Annotated in this window: 14 protein-coding genes and 2 pseudogenes; 10 read left to right on the forward strand and 6 right to left on the reverse strand. The window is 59.0% G+C overall.

Annotated features, from left to right (window positions below; all coding sequences use genetic code 11):
• Positions 1-86 precede the first annotated feature (86 nt).
• The 3 genes from Thiosp_RS11985 (at position 87) to Thiosp_RS11995 (ending at position 1,265) form a co-directional block, all read left to right on the forward strand.
• A complete protein-coding gene (locus Thiosp_RS11985; protein WP_323697090.1) occupies positions 87-401 on the forward strand; it encodes a BrnT family toxin in 315 nt (104 codons plus the stop codon).
• A 346-nt stretch (positions 402-747) separates the two neighbouring features.
• Entirely contained in the window at positions 748-1,041 is a 294-nt protein-coding gene (locus tag Thiosp_RS11990; RefSeq protein ID WP_323697091.1) for a BrnT family toxin, read from the forward strand.
• Positions 1,038-1,265 carry a hypothetical protein gene (locus tag Thiosp_RS11995; protein ID WP_323697092.1) on the forward strand — a complete coding sequence of 76 codons (228 nt, stop codon included), beginning with the start codon at positions 1,038-1,040 and terminating at the stop codon, positions 1,263-1,265. The genes Thiosp_RS11990 and Thiosp_RS11995 overlap by 4 nt, the downstream gene beginning before the upstream one ends.
• A gap of 560 nt (positions 1,266-1,825) precedes the next feature.
• Here Thiosp_RS11995 and Thiosp_RS12000 read toward each other — a convergent pair.
• From Thiosp_RS12000 to Thiosp_RS12020, 5 genes are all read right to left on the reverse strand, one after another.
• Positions 1,826-2,398 (reverse strand): COG4705 family protein, encoded by a 573-nt coding sequence (locus Thiosp_RS12000; protein ID WP_323697093.1) that lies wholly within the window; start codon positions 2,396-2,398, stop codon positions 1,826-1,828.
• 159 nt (positions 2,399-2,557) lie between these two features.
• Positions 2,558-2,893 carry a helix-turn-helix domain-containing protein gene (locus tag Thiosp_RS12005; protein ID WP_323697094.1) on the reverse strand — a complete coding sequence of 112 codons (336 nt, stop codon included), beginning with the start codon at positions 2,891-2,893 and terminating at the stop codon, positions 2,558-2,560.
• On the reverse strand, positions 2,868-3,116 hold the full coding sequence (locus Thiosp_RS12010) for a BrnT family toxin (RefSeq protein ID WP_323697095.1): 249 nt from the start codon (positions 3,114-3,116) through the stop codon (positions 2,868-2,870). Before Thiosp_RS12010 ends, Thiosp_RS12005 begins: the two co-directional genes overlap by 26 nt.
• 38 nt (positions 3,117-3,154) lie before the next feature.
• Positions 3,155-3,277, reverse strand: a complete 123-nt coding sequence (locus tag Thiosp_RS12015; RefSeq protein ID WP_323697096.1) for a hypothetical protein — start codon at positions 3,275-3,277, stop codon at positions 3,155-3,157.
• A 25-nt stretch (positions 3,278-3,302) separates the two neighbouring features.
• On the reverse strand, positions 3,303-3,686 hold the full coding sequence (locus Thiosp_RS12020; protein WP_323697097.1) for an efflux MFS transporter permease: 384 nt from the start codon (positions 3,684-3,686) through the stop codon (positions 3,303-3,305).
• A gap of 43 nt (positions 3,687-3,729) precedes the next feature.
• Between Thiosp_RS12020 and Thiosp_RS12025 the strand changes: the two genes are divergently transcribed.
• From Thiosp_RS12025 to Thiosp_RS12055, 7 genes and pseudogenes are all read left to right on the forward strand, one after another.
• Positions 3,730-4,566 (forward strand): bestrophin-like domain, encoded by an 837-nt coding sequence (locus tag Thiosp_RS12025; RefSeq protein WP_323697098.1) that lies wholly within the window; start codon positions 3,730-3,732, stop codon positions 4,564-4,566.
• A 124-nt stretch (positions 4,567-4,690) separates the two neighbouring features.
• Complete coding sequence (locus tag Thiosp_RS12030) at positions 4,691-5,644, forward strand: PDC sensor domain-containing protein (RefSeq protein ID WP_323697099.1); 954 nt, start codon at positions 4,691-4,693, stop codon at positions 5,642-5,644.
• A 166-nt stretch (positions 5,645-5,810) separates the two neighbouring features.
• On the forward strand, positions 5,811-7,622 hold the full coding sequence (locus Thiosp_RS12035; RefSeq protein ID WP_323696449.1) for an IS1634 family transposase: 1,812 nt from the start codon (positions 5,811-5,813) through the stop codon (positions 7,620-7,622).
• Positions 7,623-8,110: 488 nt separating this feature from the next.
• Positions 8,111-8,785: pseudogene (locus Thiosp_RS12040) on the forward strand (DEAD/DEAH box helicase family protein); the annotation flags it as partial.
• A 74-nt stretch (positions 8,786-8,859) separates the two neighbouring features.
• A protein-coding gene (locus tag Thiosp_RS12045; protein ID WP_323696471.1) for an IS630 family transposase occupies positions 8,860-9,995 on the forward strand; the annotation gives its coding sequence in 2 pieces (ribosomal slippage) (positions 8,860-9,286 and positions 9,286-9,995; 1,137 coding nt in all).
• Between the two features lie 4 nt (positions 9,996-9,999).
• Positions 10,000-11,160 (forward strand): annotated as a pseudogene (gene hsdR, locus Thiosp_RS12050) (EcoAI/FtnUII family type I restriction enzme subunit R); the annotation flags it as partial.
• Positions 11,161-11,318: 158 nt separating this feature from the next.
• On the forward strand, positions 11,319-12,479 hold the full coding sequence (locus Thiosp_RS12055) for a PDDEXK nuclease domain-containing protein (protein ID WP_201064394.1): 1,161 nt from the start codon (positions 11,319-11,321) through the stop codon (positions 12,477-12,479).
• A 142-nt stretch (positions 12,480-12,621) separates the two neighbouring features.
• Here Thiosp_RS12055 and Thiosp_RS12060 read toward each other — a convergent pair whose 3' ends face one another.
• Entirely contained in the window at positions 12,622-14,748 is a 2,127-nt protein-coding gene (locus Thiosp_RS12060; protein WP_242518344.1) for a TonB-dependent receptor, read from the reverse strand.
• Between the last annotated feature and the right edge of the window lie 188 nt (positions 14,749-14,936).

Below are 14,936 nucleotides of genomic sequence, written 5' to 3' on the forward strand. Positions count from 1 at the left end.
GGAATTATTTTCCCGGCACCGAATCAACCCGCAATCAACCGCCTAACGATGGCATTCAGCCGAGCGCGCGAATAGCGCGCCGGCTGATGCTGTCGTTAGCCAGAAGAGCCTCCTCGGAATTTGCCGCATTGAAACTTAATTGGGATACCAAGAAAGCCGCATCCAATTTGCGCAAGCACGGCGTCTCTTTTGAGGAGGCGGGAACGGTGTTCGGTGATCCAATGGCGCTCACATTTAATGACCCAGATCACTCTATAGGTGAGAGGCGCCTCCTTACATTTGGCGTCACGAGAACCACCAAATTCTTGATCGTATGTCACACGGAAGAGGCAGGCGTCACCAGAATCATTAGCGCTCGCCAGATGAACAAGCGTGAGAGAAAGATCTATGAAGAAGGCTAAGCCAAAAGACGATGACATGCGTTTGGAGTACAAGCGCGAGGACTTAGGAGTCGGTGTGCGGGGCAAATATTATCAGTCCTACATCGAGTCTCACAATCTTGTCTTGCTAAAACCGGAAGTCGCGGAGGCTTTTCCTTCCGAGGAAGCTGTCAATGATGCTCTGCTATCTCTCATCAGGATAGCGAAGGCATCAACTGGCCTAACAAATGGCTCAGCTCCGACCCAAAACCGCGCACCAAGCTCCGAGTAAACTTGAAGCTCCGTGCCAGCGCGGTTTTGGGCCGGCTAGCCAAAGCGTTATGCCGCTTAATCAAGTTCGTTGAGCCAATCAGGAACTTAAAAAATAATGAAACTTGAGTGGGATCCAAGAAAAGAAGAAATCAACATCCAAAAACACGGCATTACATTTGAGCAAGCATCATATGTTTTTGCCGACCCATATGCGCTTGACAAGTATGATGAAGAGCATTCACAGGATGAAGACAGGTGGTTGTTGCTTGGAAAATCAATGAATGAGGTTATACTTGTTGTAGTGCATACATTTAAAGATCTAGACGGCGTAGAGCTGGTAAGAATTGTCAGCGCACGCAAAGCAACTAAAAATGAAAGTGAAGAATATCAAAGAAGGCATCCAAAATGAAAGATGAATATGATTTTAGCGGTGCAGAACAAGGTAAATTCTATAGACCGATAGAGGAGTTCGATATACCAATTTATCTTGATAAAGAAGTAAAAGAGTTTTTTATAAATACGCTACAGTTTAAAGGGCAACAGCTCTCACTAAACCAGGTCATTAATTCGTTGATCAAGAAAGATATAGAAATTTCAAAACAATTAAGCAGTGAAGGCGTAACGAAAGCATAAACTCGGACCCAGCAGAGTCGCGCTCGTTCCTCACGCAACTTTGCTGGGCCGGTTATGCCGAACGTTAGTCCGCTGTGGGTCGGAAGCCACCCCAGGACTGAGGTCGAACCGCTTGCAAATTTTCCGCATTTTTGACACCACCTTCTTGCAGCACTTATCGGCCATCTTCAGTCACTGGACTCTCGGTCAGGAGCGTCTGCTCAATTCGACAAACCGGAAATGGACTCCTGATGAATCCAAGCGGGTGACGCATTTTCTCAATGGATACCGGTTGAGGGAGCGAACGCTGGGCGCCGGGGCAACTGGCGGTGAGATGACCTAGGCGGCTGGCCTGGGGATATCGGAGGCAACTTGGCCGTTGGTCGTCAGGCGCAGGTGCGCGTCGGGCGGCAGCAGCTCCTCACCTGTAACGAGAAGACTGCCAGCAGTCGGCCCATCGCCAGGGAAGAGCCGCCGCCAGTCCCGGTCTGGGCGGCCGATTGAGCCTGCTCGATCAGGTGCCTTTACCTGGGCTGACTTTCCGCGATTGCCCGGGGCGACAAGTGATCCGGAGCGCTTTCTCAGTGCGCCTTCGTAGCCGCGCGATGCTTAAACAGCAGCAGACAGGCTACGATGAAGACGACCAGCGCCAAGGATGCAGAGTAGCGGCTCAAGTCGAGTCCGCCGGCGGCCACTGGCTTGTCGAGCAGGTCGCCGAGCACGGCTCCCAGCGGCCGAGTCAGGATGAAGGCCAACCAGAACAGCAAGGTCCGTGAGATTTTGGTCTTGTAATACGCCAGTGCTAAGAACGCCAGCATGGCGCCGAAGATGAGTGCGCCGCCTTCATAGCCGAGGCCGGCGGTGTCTGCGGTCCAATCACCCAGGGCCGTGCCCAAGGTCTGGGAAAACATGATGGTCGTCCAATAGAGCCAGGGGTGAAATCTCTTGGCCTGTTGTTGGTCGGTGGTTGGCGCCGTTGCCGAGGCGCCCAGGTGCAGCCAGCGCTCGGGGATGCCACCGTAGGCCGTCAGAAAGATCCACTCGCCCGCGATTCCACGGCCACGGACCTTCTCAAGCAAGTCCAGCGCGTTGCCGTCCGGCTGGTTCATGTCCGACAGCACCACCAGCGGCTCCAGGTTACCCTCCAGCAGCAAGCGCTCCGCCTCGCTCGAGAGATCAGGTTTACCCGGATGCCATTTTCAGGGCAAAACTGAACCGCCTAGCTGTCTTTGTGCACTACCGTGCAGATAGCGGCATTGATGTATGAGCCGACGGCCGCGCCTATTGATGTCGCGCACCGCCACCTGGCAGTGTCAGTGCAATGCCGCGAGCGCTGCCTCGGGAGCTTTGTCCAGGACGGTGAGCAGGGATTTGGCCGCGCCCGTGGGGCAACGCTTGCCCTGCTCCCAGTTGCGGATGGTCTCCAGCGGAACGTCAATGCGTTCGGCAAAGGCCGCCTGGCTCAACCCCAGACGCTTGCGCACCCGGCGCGCGAACTTGGCCGCATCCAGCATGGCGTCTGCCTCATCGGCCTCAATGTGCTGGGCAATGTCGTCCTCAGTGGTGGCATCGACCCGGCGCAGGTCGATGCGTCCCGGCACCATCGCCGCTGGGGCTGCGGGATCAAGTGTCATGCGTGCAGTAGTCATAGTGCTGGTTCTCGCGTCGGTTAGCTTTGCGTGCCGAGATGATGCGGATGACGTCCTGTCTGGGAGTGTAGACCAGCACGAACAAGCGCTGCTCGATTTGGCCCATGAGCTGGTAGCGCGCTTCACCATAGCTGTGGCGGGTATCGGCCTGAATCAGGCGATCCGGGTCAAGGAAGGCTCTGGCTGCGTAGGCGAAGTCGAAACCGCGCTCGCGAAAGCTCACGGAGCCTTTGTCACCAACCTCGTTGGCGATGAACTTCGCTATTGACCTCGATGCTCAGAAATTCGCCACCATTCCAGGAAGACCGCCAGATCCAGATGGCCCTTGACCACCAGCTTGATCGCCAGTGCCAACAGCACCAGCCCGATCACATCATTGACCACGCAGGCGCCAAGGTCATGCCCTTGTTTAGCCAGGCTTTATGCCAGAACGCCCGCCGCTCGGCTTCAACAGCAACAGCAATGGCGCCATGAGCAGGAAGCTAAGCGCAATCAGATCGAACACCTGGGTAAAGGCGAGCATCGCGGACTGGCGACTGAGTTCATTGGTCAAGAGCGCCGCCGTCGCGGGGTCGTTCAGGGGGAGCCCCTGCACCTTGAGCCAATGCTCCAGCGCGGGATTAAACGGGTTGACGTAACCGCCCAGCCGGTTCCATTCCGCCTGGCCGAAGCGCGCATACCAGGTCGCGGCAACTGAGACGCCGATGGAGCTGCCGACACTGCGCGCCAGGTTGTAGAGACCGGCGCCGGCGTCGGTTGCCGAGGCCGGCAGCGTGGCATAGGCCTGCGTCAAGATGTGGAGCTTAGACTCATGCCCCGAGGCGCAAGGCGACTCCTTGAACGCCCTGCCGCCCAGGCTCCACACCGCACAGGCCATGAAGGCAATGAGCAGCCTGCTAGAAGACCCAATTGCAATCGTTCGTTATCCGATCTTTTTTCTCCCCGCCTCGTTCGTTGTGCTGTCGCTGGCAACTTGGATCGGCGCGTCGCACCTGCAAGGGCTGCGGGCGCAGATCGCCGAGATACGCGAGGACTACCGCGTCGTTGAGGGGGCGACGCTAACGCTCCTGGCACTCATCATCGGGTTCACCTTCTCCATGGCGTTGGACCGCTATGACCAGCGCAAGAACCTGGAGTCGGATGAGGCCAATGCCTTCGGTACGGAATACCTGCGAGCCGATCTACTTCCGGACGCGGATGGGGCGCGTGCGCGTGAGCTGATGGTGAAGTACCTCGATCAACGCATCCTGCACTACCGCACGCGCGACGAGCAGTCCCTGGCGCAAATCAATTTCGAGACGAGCCGATTGCAGAGTGCACTTTGGGCTGTTGTGGTGAAGCCCGCCGAGGCGCAGCCTACCCCGATCATGGCGTTGGCGGTCGACGGCATGAACGACCTGCTCAACACCCAGGGTTATACTCAGGCAGCATGGGTGAACCGCATCCCGCTTGCGGCCTGGGCACTGATGGCGTCGATCGCGATGTGCTCCGCACTCTTGGTCGGCCTCGGTTCCGGGGGCACCCGCTCGCCGTCGCACGCCCACTTTATCCTGCCGCTCGTCATCTCCATCGCCTTCTTTCTCATCGCGGACATCGACAGCCCGCGCCGGGGAATGATCCAGGTCCAGCCCCAGAACCTAATGTCGCTCGCCGACTCACTGAAGATCCCCTGACCGCCGCCGGCGCGCCAACGTCAAAAAGACAGGCAGGAAGATCACAACGGGCTGCGAATGATTCGGGGACCAACGGGCAACCTGAGCTCATCTTGCGTTGTTCTAGACCGCCAATGAGGGGTTGATGATGGATAGCACGCTAAAAGGCACGATTCACCGTCAACGCGAGGCAATCGCGAGGACGCTGCACGAGCCCATCGCGCAGACCGCAGCTGCTTGTGTTGCGGCCTGGAGTGATCGTGGGCAGCTCAACGACGTCTTAATGGATTGCTGCCGACACATCCCCTCCTGCGGTGCGCTGTTTGTCGTGGATCGTGCAGGCCGGCAGATTAGCGACACCATCAGCGCAGCTGGAGCCGAACCGGCGGACTTTGGGCGTGATCGCTCGACGCGTCCCTACATGCGTGAGGCCGTTCCGGCGTGGGGCTTCCTGCTCTCGGATGCCTATGTCGGGCTCGTGTCGCATCGCCCATCGCTGACGGCCTTGCACGTCGTCCGCCGCGACTGGGAACTGCTGGGTTATGTTGGTGCGACCTTCAATCTCAAAGATTTGCCGGTGACGGCGAAGCTCTACGAGGACCTTCCACACTGGCTCCAGATCAAAGGCGACCCATCGATTCGCAACACGGTGCTCTTGCAGACGCGTGTCGAAAGCCCGATAGATCAGAACCTCGATCAAGTCCTCAGCGTCATTGAGGAGCTGCTGGTCGATCGCGGGATGTTTCAGGGCGTGGTGCACTTTTCGAGCAGTCGGGCGACGGTGTGGACCGTGGATGATCCGTTTCGCTACCGCATCCTTGATCATGAGGCGCTCTCGGACCCGGACATTTGCCTGGTCTATCCCAGTCGAGCCTATTCGGCTGAGGCTGTGATTCCGCAGGCAAGCATCTCGCCCATCCTCAATGCGTTGAAGGAACTGCGATTGATGGACGACACCTTCTACCTGCGCTCCGCGTCGCTCAACCTGTTCAACGGCATGATTAGCCTGACCTTCTCCTGTGATGGCACGCACTACATGCGATACGACGAGTTCCTCGAGAAGAACTTGACCTTCTGGGTAGGAAATGGCACGGCCTAACCCATATTTAACATTTCCACGCCGAAAATCGGCGTAAGTCATTGAAGTTTTCTCTGGAGAGAAAATAATATCCCGCCGGATCAGTGACTTGAAACTGGAGACCCAAATGTAGTGCCATAATATTACGGAGCCCCATTGACGCGCCCGCGCAGCGGAGCATGCGTGCATGTACATTCGCCGCACCACCATCAAGAGCCGACGCACTGGTCAGCCGTACTTCACCTATCGGCTGGTGGAGTCGGTGCGCGAAGCCGGGCGGGTGCGCCAGCGCACGGTGCTGAATCTCGGCCGTCACTTCGAGGTCCCGCGCGGGCAATGGCCGGCCTTGGCACGGCGCATTGAGGCCTTGGTGGGCGGGCAGTCGGAGCTGTTCATTGACCTCGATGCCCGTTGGGAGCCGCTGGCGCAACAGTTGGCGGCGCAGGTGATTCGCGCCCGCGCGGGGGAGGATCCCTCCGAGGGGAGCGCGCCCAACTTCCAACGGGTCGATGTCGAGACAGTCGATGTGGTGCGCCCGCGCAGTGTCGCGGTCGAGCATGTCGCCTTGGCCGCCTGGGGGCAGATGGGCTTGGATGAAAAACTCACGGCTTTGGGCTTCAGCGGCCCGCAACGCGCGGCGGCCATCGGCAATGTGATCGGTCGCATGGTGGTGCCGGGTAGCGAGTTGGCGACCCATCAGTGGTTGCAACAGCGCAGCGCCCTGGGCGAGTTGATCGACGTTGATTTCGCCGACCTGGATCTGATGGCGCTCTACCGCATCACCGATCGGCTGCTCGCCCACAAACCGGCATTGGAGTCCTTCCTGTATGCCCGCGAGCGCGATCTGTTCGAACTTGATGAAGTGATTACGCTCTACGACCTGACCAATACCTATTTCGAGGGCAGCGCCAAGCATAACGCCAACGCCGCCTTTGGCCGTTCGAAAGAAAAGCGCAGCGACTGCCCGCTGGTCACCCTGGCGCTGACGCTCGATGCCAGTGGCTTTCCCAAACGCAGCGAGGTGTTCGCTGGGAACGCCGTGGAAGCCGAGACGCTGGCAAAAATGCTGCGTGCCTTGACGCCCGAGCAACAACGCACCCCACCGACGGTGGTGCTCGATGCCGGCATTGCCACCGAGGAGAACATCGCCTGGCTGGTGGCGCAGGGCTACCGCTATGTCGTGGTCAGCCGAAAGCGACATCTGCAGTTCGATCCCGAGGCGGCCTGTTTGATCAAAGAAGACGGCCCACTGACCATCCGCGCCCAGCGGGTAGTCAAGAAAGAAACCAACGAAGTCGAGCTGTATTGTCACTCCAGCCAACGTGAGCTCAAAGATCGCGGCATTGCCGATCGCTTCGCGCAACGCTTCGAGCAGGCCCTGCAGCAACTCGCCGATGGGTTGCACAAGCCAGGCACCGTCAAGCGCTTTGAGAAAGTCATCGAGCGCATCGGGCGGCTGAAGCAGAAATATCCGCGTGCCGCGCGCTACTACGAGATCAGCGTCGACCCCGATGAGAAAGGGAAAAAGGCCAAGGCCATCCGATGGTCGCGGATCACCCCGGTCGATGACACCTTGCCCGGTGTCTATTGCCTACGCACGAATCAAACCGAATGGGATGAAGCGCGCCTATGGCACACCTTTGTCATGCTCACCGATCTGGAAGCGGTGTTTCGCTCCCTGAAGTCGGAACTCGGCCTGCGCCCAGTCTATCACCATAAAACCGACCGGGTTAGCGCGCACCTGTTCATCTCGGTACTAGCCTACCATCTGGTTCATACCCTGCGCTTGCAGCTGAAAGCCGCTGGCATTCATCTGAGCTGGGAGGGCATCCGCCGTGAGCTCGATGGGCAAGATCGCGTCACGGTTGAGCTCAAGCGCGACGATGGGCGCACCCTGCATATTCGCAAAGCCACAAGGGCGGAGCCGCGCCAGCAAGCCATTTACGATGCCTTGGGCGTGAGTGATCGCCCGGGTGGACAACAGCTGACTTTGATCTGAATGAGCAGCACCGGCGGCAAAATCGCAAATGTAGTGCCATAACGGACATCTGTGTACACTTATCCTGCTGAAAATCAAGATAATTCTGTGACCAGTTGTTAAATATGGGCTAAGCCATGAGGCAGGTGCCCTTAGTCCCTATCCCACCTTTTACCGCTGTAGTCCGTTTCTCGGGTCGCTTTCCGGCCACGCCCCGCCAATCAGTTCAGACCGATCTGTGACCGCAAAGGGATCCGAAGCTGCCGGTCAGTGGTACACAAGAAGGACTTGGCTCAGGCTCCTGTCGCTTTTGTCAAAAATCCAATATCCCAAGTTCCGCCGGAGACTCGTCATCGCGAGCCGCGCGGCCACGGACTCCTCTTTCTCCAACAAGTTGGGTACACTATCGATTGAACTGCCGGTAAGCAGTTGGGCTCAGATTCCCCGGCCCTTTAACCCGGCTCTGGACCCCCGCGCAGCGTGAATCCACCAGGGAACCTCATACGGGCATGAACAAGAAGGCCCTGACCGAAGCAGACATTCGCACCAAGTTCATCACGCCGGCGCTGGTCGGCGCGAATGGAGACAAGTGGGATCTCATGACCCAGGTGCGTGAGGAGGTCTATTTCACCAAGGGGCGTGTCATCGTTCGCGGCAAGACGGTGAAGCGTGGCGTCGCCAGACGGGCCGACTACATCCTCGTCTACAAACCCAACATCCCGCTGGCACTGATCGAGGCGAAAGACAACAACCACGCCGTCGGGGACGGGATGCAGCAGGCGCTGGATTGCGCTGAAATGCTGGATATTCCCTTTGCCTACAGCACCAACGGCGACGCCTTTCTGGAGCACGATCGCGCGGCGACCACTGGAGCCGTCACCCGCGAAATCCCCTTGGACGCCTTTCCCAGCCCGGACCAACTCTGGGCGCGCTATTGCCAAGCCAAGGGGTTGGCCGGGGCAGAGGCGGCCATCGCAACCCAGGATTATTTCGACGACGGCTCCGGCAGGACACCACGCTACTACCAGCTCATCGCCATCAATCGCACCATCGAGGCCATTGCGCGCGGGGAGAACCGCATCCTGCTGGTCATGGCCACGGGGACGGGCAAGACCTACAGCGCCTTCCAGATCATCTGGCGGCTGTGGCGATCCGGCGCCAAGAAACGCATCCTGTTCCTAGTACCTTATTTCGGCTTATGTTGCGAAAACAAGCCGCTAGTGGTATCTCTTAGAGCATTGCAGAAGGAGATACCGCTATGACAAAGAAATATGTAGTCCGTCTCAGCGATGAAGAGCGTGGTTTGTTGGAAGACCTGGTGAGCAAAGGGCAAGCGGCGGCGCAGAAGATCAAACATGCGAATGTATTGCTCAAGGTCGATGCCGAAGGGGCGAATTGGAGCGATGCACAAGCCGCTGAGGCGTTCGGTTGCGCGCCGCGCACTGTCTTCAGCATTCGCGAGCGGTTCGTCGAACAAGGATTTGAAGCGGCGCTTTCACGCAAGCAACGTGAGCACCCGAGCTGCGAGCCCCTGCTCGATGGGGAAAAGCAGGCGCGGTTGGTGCAAATTGCCTGTAGCGAGCCGCCTCCCGGATACGCGCGCTGGACGTTGAATTTACTCGCGGGGAAGTTGGTGGAACTGGATGTCGTTGAGAGCATCTCGGCACCCACGGTGATGCGCGCACTAAAAAAAACGCACTCCAACCGCATCGGCGCAAGTGCTGGGTGATTCCCCCCGGGGAAGACGCCGCCTTTGTGGCGCAAATGGAAGATGTCCTGGAGGTCTACCGCCGCCCCTACGACCCCAAGAAGCCAGTTGTCTGCATTGATGAACAACCGACCCAGTTGATTGCCGAGACACGCCAGCCCCTGCCGATGCAACCGGGCCAACCCGAACGCTACGATTATGAATATGAGCGCGCCGGTACGGCGGTGAACTTCATGATCACAGAACCCTTGGGGCAATGGCGCAAAGTCAGTGTGCGCGAAACCAAAACCGCGATCGATTTAGCCCAAGAAATCAAGACATTGCTGGACGTGGACTATCCCGACGCCGAGAAAGTCGTTATCGTCTGGGACAACCTCAATACGCATACGCCCGCCTCTCTGTACAAAGCCTTCCCACCTGAGGAAGCGCGGCGGTTGATCGAGCGCTTGGAAATCCACTACACACCAAAGCACGGCAGCTGGTTGGACATTGCCGAAATCGAACTCAGTGTCATGACCAAGCAGTGCCTAGACCGCCGCATCGGCGATATCGAAACGCTTCGCCGCGAAACCGCCGCCTGGGCAGAACAACGCAACGAGGCCCAAATCGGCGTCGACTGGCAATTCACCAACGACAAAGCGCGTGTGAAGTTGAAGCACTTATATCCGCAAGTTAAGCTGAAATGAGGTACTAGTGGACCGCAACATCCTGGCCGACCAAACCAAGACCAACGACTTCAAGCCCTTCGGTCAGGCCATGACCAAGATTACCAACCGCACGGTGGACAAGGCATTCGAGATCTATCTCTGCCTCTACCAAGCGGTGACCGGCACCGAAGAAGAGCAAAACATCTACCAGCAGTTCTCCCCGGACTTCTTTGATCTGGTCTTCGTGGACGAGTGTCACCGTGGCAGCGCTGCGGACGACGCTGCCTGGCGGAAGGTGCTCGACTACTTCTCGACCGCGACCCAAATCGGCATGACCGCCACCCCAAAGGAGACCAAGGACGTATCCAACATCGACTACTTCGGCGAGCCCATCTACACCTACTCCTTGCGCCAGGGTATCGCCGACGGCTTTCTCGCGCCCTACAAGGTCGTGCGCATCGGGCTTGACCGGGATCTGGACGGCTGGCGACCCGAGTCCGGGCAGACCGACAAGTTCGGCCACGCCATCGAGGATCGCGAATACAACGACTGCGACTACGACAAGAATCTGATCCTCGGGCGACGCACGGCCCTGGTCGCCGCCAAGATCACCGAGTTCCTCAAGGCGACCGATCGTTTCACTAAGACCATCGTCTTCTGCCAGAACATCGATCACGCCGAGCGCATGCGCCAGGCCTTGGTCAACGCCAATGCGGACCTGGCCGCCGCCAACAGCAAGTACGTCATGCGCATCACCGGCGACAACGACGAGGGCAAGGCCCAGCTCGACAACTTCATCGACCCCGAATCCACCTTCCCGGTCATCGCCGTGACCTCCCAGCTCATGTCCACCGGCGTGGATGCGCAAACCTGCGGTCTGATCGTGCTCGACAAGCGCATCGCTTCCATGACTGAGTTCAAGCAAATCATCGGTCGCGGCACCCGCATCAACGAGGATTACGGCAAGCTCTACTTCACCATCATGGATTTCCGCCGGGCCACGGCGCTTTTCGCCGATCCGGACTTCGACGGCGATCCCGTGCAGATCTATGAGCCCGGCCCGGATCAGCCGCCGATCCCGCCCGATGATGATCCGCAGACAGGAGAAGGGGAGACCGGCGGACAGGGCGACACTGATCCCTTCGGTGGCGACCAAGACCCGCGGGGAAAACGAACAGGTCTGGCGCGTCTCCATCGACCAGATCAAGGCCGGCAACTTCAACCTCGACCTCAGAACCCGCACAAGGCTGATACCGGCCCCGGCAACCTGGACCAACTCCTGCCCGAATACGAAAAACTCCTCGCCCAAATCGCCGAGACGCGCGCACAGTTGAAGGCACAGCTCATGGAGGCCCTGACGCGATGAAGTCCCAGGAGCTTGCCGTTTACCGCGACCTGCTCGGTGACATCAAGGCCCGTGTTCGCCAGGCCCAGCACCGCGCGGCTCTGTCTGCCAATGCCGAAATGATCCGCCTCTATTGGGATATCGGCTGTCTGATCGCCGCGCGGCAGGAGCGGGAGGGCTGGGGCGCTGGGGTCATCCCGCGACTTGCGGCTGATCTGAAGAACGAGTTGCCGGAACAGAAGGGATTTTCAGAACGCAACATCAAGCGGATGCTGCGATTTTTTCGCGAATATCCAAGGTTGCTGCATCCCGCTAACGGTTCAGTGCCGCCGCCTGCGGCACTTTTGCAAAGACTCGACAAGCATGCACCCGCAATTGTGCCGCAGCCTGCGGCACAATTGGAACCCGCAAAGGCTGAAAACGACATCGGCGAAATGCCTGATGCGCTCGCCTTTGGAATCCCCTGGTTCCATCACGTCATACTCATTGAAAAGATCAAGGATCTGCCAACCCGTCTCTGGTACGCGCGCCAGAGTCTGGACCAGGGCTGGAGCCGCGACACGCTCACGGTGCAGATCAAGCAGCGGGCGCACGAGCGTCAGGGCGGCGCAGTCACCAACTTCGCCAGCACACTGCCGGTGGTTCACGCCAGCATCGCTCAGGGGCTGCTGAAAGACCCCTACCTCTTCGACTTTCTGACGCTGGAAGAACCCTTTCACGAGCGCGAGCTGGAAGCCGGGCTGCTCGTCCACATCCAAAAATTTCTAATCGAACTCGGACGCGGCTTCGCCTTCGTGGGTCGCCAATATCGGCTGGAGGTCAGCGACCGCGACTTCTATCTCGATCTGCTGTTCTACCACCTCCACCTGCGCTGTTTCGTCGTGGTCGATCTCAAGAAGGGCGACTTCAAGCCCGAATATGCCGGGAAGATGAATTTCTATTGCTCTGTCGTCGATGACCAGCTCCGCCACGAACAGGACGCGCCAACGATCGGACTCATCCTGTGCCAGACGAAGGATCGCATCCTCGCGGAATATGCCCTGCGTGACATCAATAAGCCGATCGGTGTTGCTGACTACGAGTTGACGCGGGCTTTGCCAGCGGCATTGGCGAGCAGTTTGCCGAGTATTGAGGATATTGAGGCGGAGCTTTCTTCAAGCATAAAGGATGGATGTTGAAGTATGAAATCCGTTCACGCTGCTTAGGCATCGACTACTCGGGCGCGGAAACTCCCGCCAAGAGCCTGAAGGGTCTGCGCCTCGCATGCACAGGCCGCCGGCAGTTGCCAAGGCGGCGCTCGTTTGTCTTTCTGTGTGGTTGCTAGCCGCCAAAAGGCATGCTCAAGCTCACGCGAATATCCCGCCCGGGACTGAGCGCATAGCCTTTGTAGGTATCGAGAAAGTCGCGGTATTCGGTATCGAACAGATTGCGCACTGCCAGATCGATCCGGGCGTCATTGCGGCCAAAGCCACGGAAGGCAAAGCCCAGGTCAAGATCAGCCAAGGTATAGGCGTCGGTCGATGCCGTGCCGAAGTCCATGTCATCAAACTGCGCGAAGGGCTCTCCCGGTGCTGCGTCCTTGGCGGCACTATGGCGGATGCCAAGTCGCAGATAGGGCTCGCGCAAGGGGCCAAGATCAGCGAAGTTGTAGGTCGCCTCCAGACGCAAAGAATCTGCCGGCAGCAGTGGCAGGTCGTTGTTGGTGCGCTCGTTGGTGCCGCGCACCAAATCAAGCCCTCCGGCCAGTTCCAGTTGATCCGTCACCTGCCAGCTTGCCTCCAGCTCCAGGCCAGTGAGCAGCGCATTGTCTTGCTGATAGGCAAAGATCGGTAGGTCGTCTTCAGATCGGCCGGTGTCTTGAAGATAGATGCAGTCGCTGATGGCGTTGCGATAGACCGTCAGGCTGCCGCTCAGACGCGGGAGTTGCCAGCGCAGGGCAAGGTCGGCATTGAGCGACTTCTCGGGCTCCAGATCCGGGTTGCCTACCTGAATGGCCGCGACTCCCCCATGCACGCCGTCGGCGTAAAGTTCAAACAGGGTCGGCGCACGGAATCCGCGACCGAGGTTGCCGGCCAGGGCAAGCTGATCCGTCAGCCGATACACGGCGCCCAGGGAGCCGGTAAAGACCGAATAATCGTGCGAATCCTGCCCGGAGAAGTTAACCGGCGCGGAGGTCTTGCCGGCATCGCCCGCGACCGAATGCCAGTCGTGGCGCAGCCCTGCTTGCAGGGTGAGGGCGCCGATATCTTTGCTCTCGAAAGCAAAGAGCGCCAGATTGCTGACCTCGCCACCCGGCGCTAGCACCGTGGTGCCGCGCGAGTACTGGGTTTTGCTCGAGTATTCCACGCCTAGGGTGCCACCATCGAAGGGGCCGAGCTGCTCGTGGATGGCCTCGAGTCGCGCGGTGTAGAGATCAAACTCCAGATTCACGGTGCCGTCATAGCCGCCTGCGAGGGTGTCACCCGGACTGTTGGCGCGACGTAGGTTGTTCTGCCAGGACAGGGTCGGTTTCAGTTGCCAGCTACCGCCGGCCAATGGCAGATCGCCGGTGATCTGGAGCTGGTCGTTGCGCAGCCACAGCCCAATGCCTTCGCCGGTGGGCAGCAGGAAGTTGTTCTCGTCATTCCACTGGTTGTAACGGATGCCGAACTCGCCGATATCAGTCAGCAGGCCTAAGCCAAACTGGGCGTTGAGCTGGTCGAAGTTGGTGTAGGGCAGCTCGCCGGTGAACTTGGGGTCGCTCGGGTTGCCGGATTCTGCAGCGGTTTTGGCATTTGGCGTGTTCATGTTGCCGGATGAGCGGCGCATCAGCCCGGCATCCAGACTCAAGGTGTCGCTGCCGGCGCGCGCCTTGACCCCGGTATCCCATTGAGCATTGTTGCTGTGGTAGACAAAGAGCGTATCGGCGCCAGCCAGGGTTTCGCCCGGTGCGGCAAACTCGAACGCCGGTGCCTGTACATCCACCGCACCACCAAGTGCACCCGAGCCATAGAGCAGACTGGAGGCGCCGCGCACCACCTCGATGCGTCCCGCGAGGAAGGGATCGATATTGGGCGGATGGCGCTCGCCATACTGCTGATAATCGACGCCAATGCCGTTGGACAGAATTTGGATCTGATTCCCGCTTAGTCCACGAATCACCGGCTTACCCACCTGATTGCCGGCGGTGATGCTGGCCACGCCGGGCAGGGCATCCAGGGTTTCACCCAGGGTGAAGCGCTCGCGTTCGCGCAAGTCCTCGCCGCTTAGCACCGAAATATCGGCAGCCTGCAACATGGGATCGCCTGGCACGGGGACGCCGGCGGTCACTTCGATTGCGTCGAGTTCGATCGACATCTCCAGAGGATCTGGGTCGGGCGCTGCGCTCGCCGTATTGGCGACGATGTTGGCAACGAGCAGCGAGCCCATGATGGCCGCCCGCGAGTGGCAAGGGTTTCGGGTGCGCATGAGTTTTTCCCGCGAATGCTGAGTACAGATTGAAAAGCGTCGTTTGGTGTCCGAATACGTTATAGTATAACATTGCATCTTTCGTGACATCCGTTTCGCGCCCGGACCCATCGCGGCTCGACCCGCCACAGGGCCCGCGCTACGATGGATGGATTTGAATGCTCAATCGACAGTTGCCGACGGTCCGA

It is taken from the genome of Thiorhodovibrio litoralis, assembly GCF_033954455.1.
Lineage (GTDB): Bacteria > Pseudomonadota > Gammaproteobacteria > Chromatiales > Chromatiaceae > Thiorhodovibrio > Thiorhodovibrio litoralis.

Bases quoted from the DNA above. Each gene is read 5' to 3' on its own strand.
- Thiosp_RS11985 (WP_323697090.1), top strand. From the start codon at position 87: ATGCTGTCGTTAGCCAGAAGAGCCTCCTCGGAATTTGCCGCATTGAAA.
- Thiosp_RS11990 (WP_323697091.1), top strand. From the start codon at position 748: ATGAAACTTGAGTGGGATCCAAGAAAAGAAGAAATCAACATCCAAAAA.
- Thiosp_RS11995 (WP_323697092.1), top strand. From the start codon at position 1,038: ATGAAAGATGAATATGATTTTAGCGGTGCAGAACAAGGTAAATTCTAT.
- Thiosp_RS12005 (WP_323697094.1), bottom strand. From the start codon at position 2,893: ATGACTACTGCACGCATGACACTTGATCCCGCAGCCCCAGCGGCGATG.
- Thiosp_RS12030 (WP_323697099.1), top strand. From the start codon at position 4,691: ATGATGGATAGCACGCTAAAAGGCACGATTCACCGTCAACGCGAGGCA.
- Thiosp_RS12035 (WP_323696449.1), top strand. From the start codon at position 5,811: ATGTACATTCGCCGCACCACCATCAAGAGCCGACGCACTGGTCAGCCG.
- Thiosp_RS12055 (WP_201064394.1), top strand. From the start codon at position 11,319: ATGAAGTCCCAGGAGCTTGCCGTTTACCGCGACCTGCTCGGTGACATC.
- Thiosp_RS12060 (WP_242518344.1), bottom strand. From the start codon at position 14,748: ATGCGCACCCGAAACCCTTGCCACTCGCGGGCGGCCATCATGGGCTCG.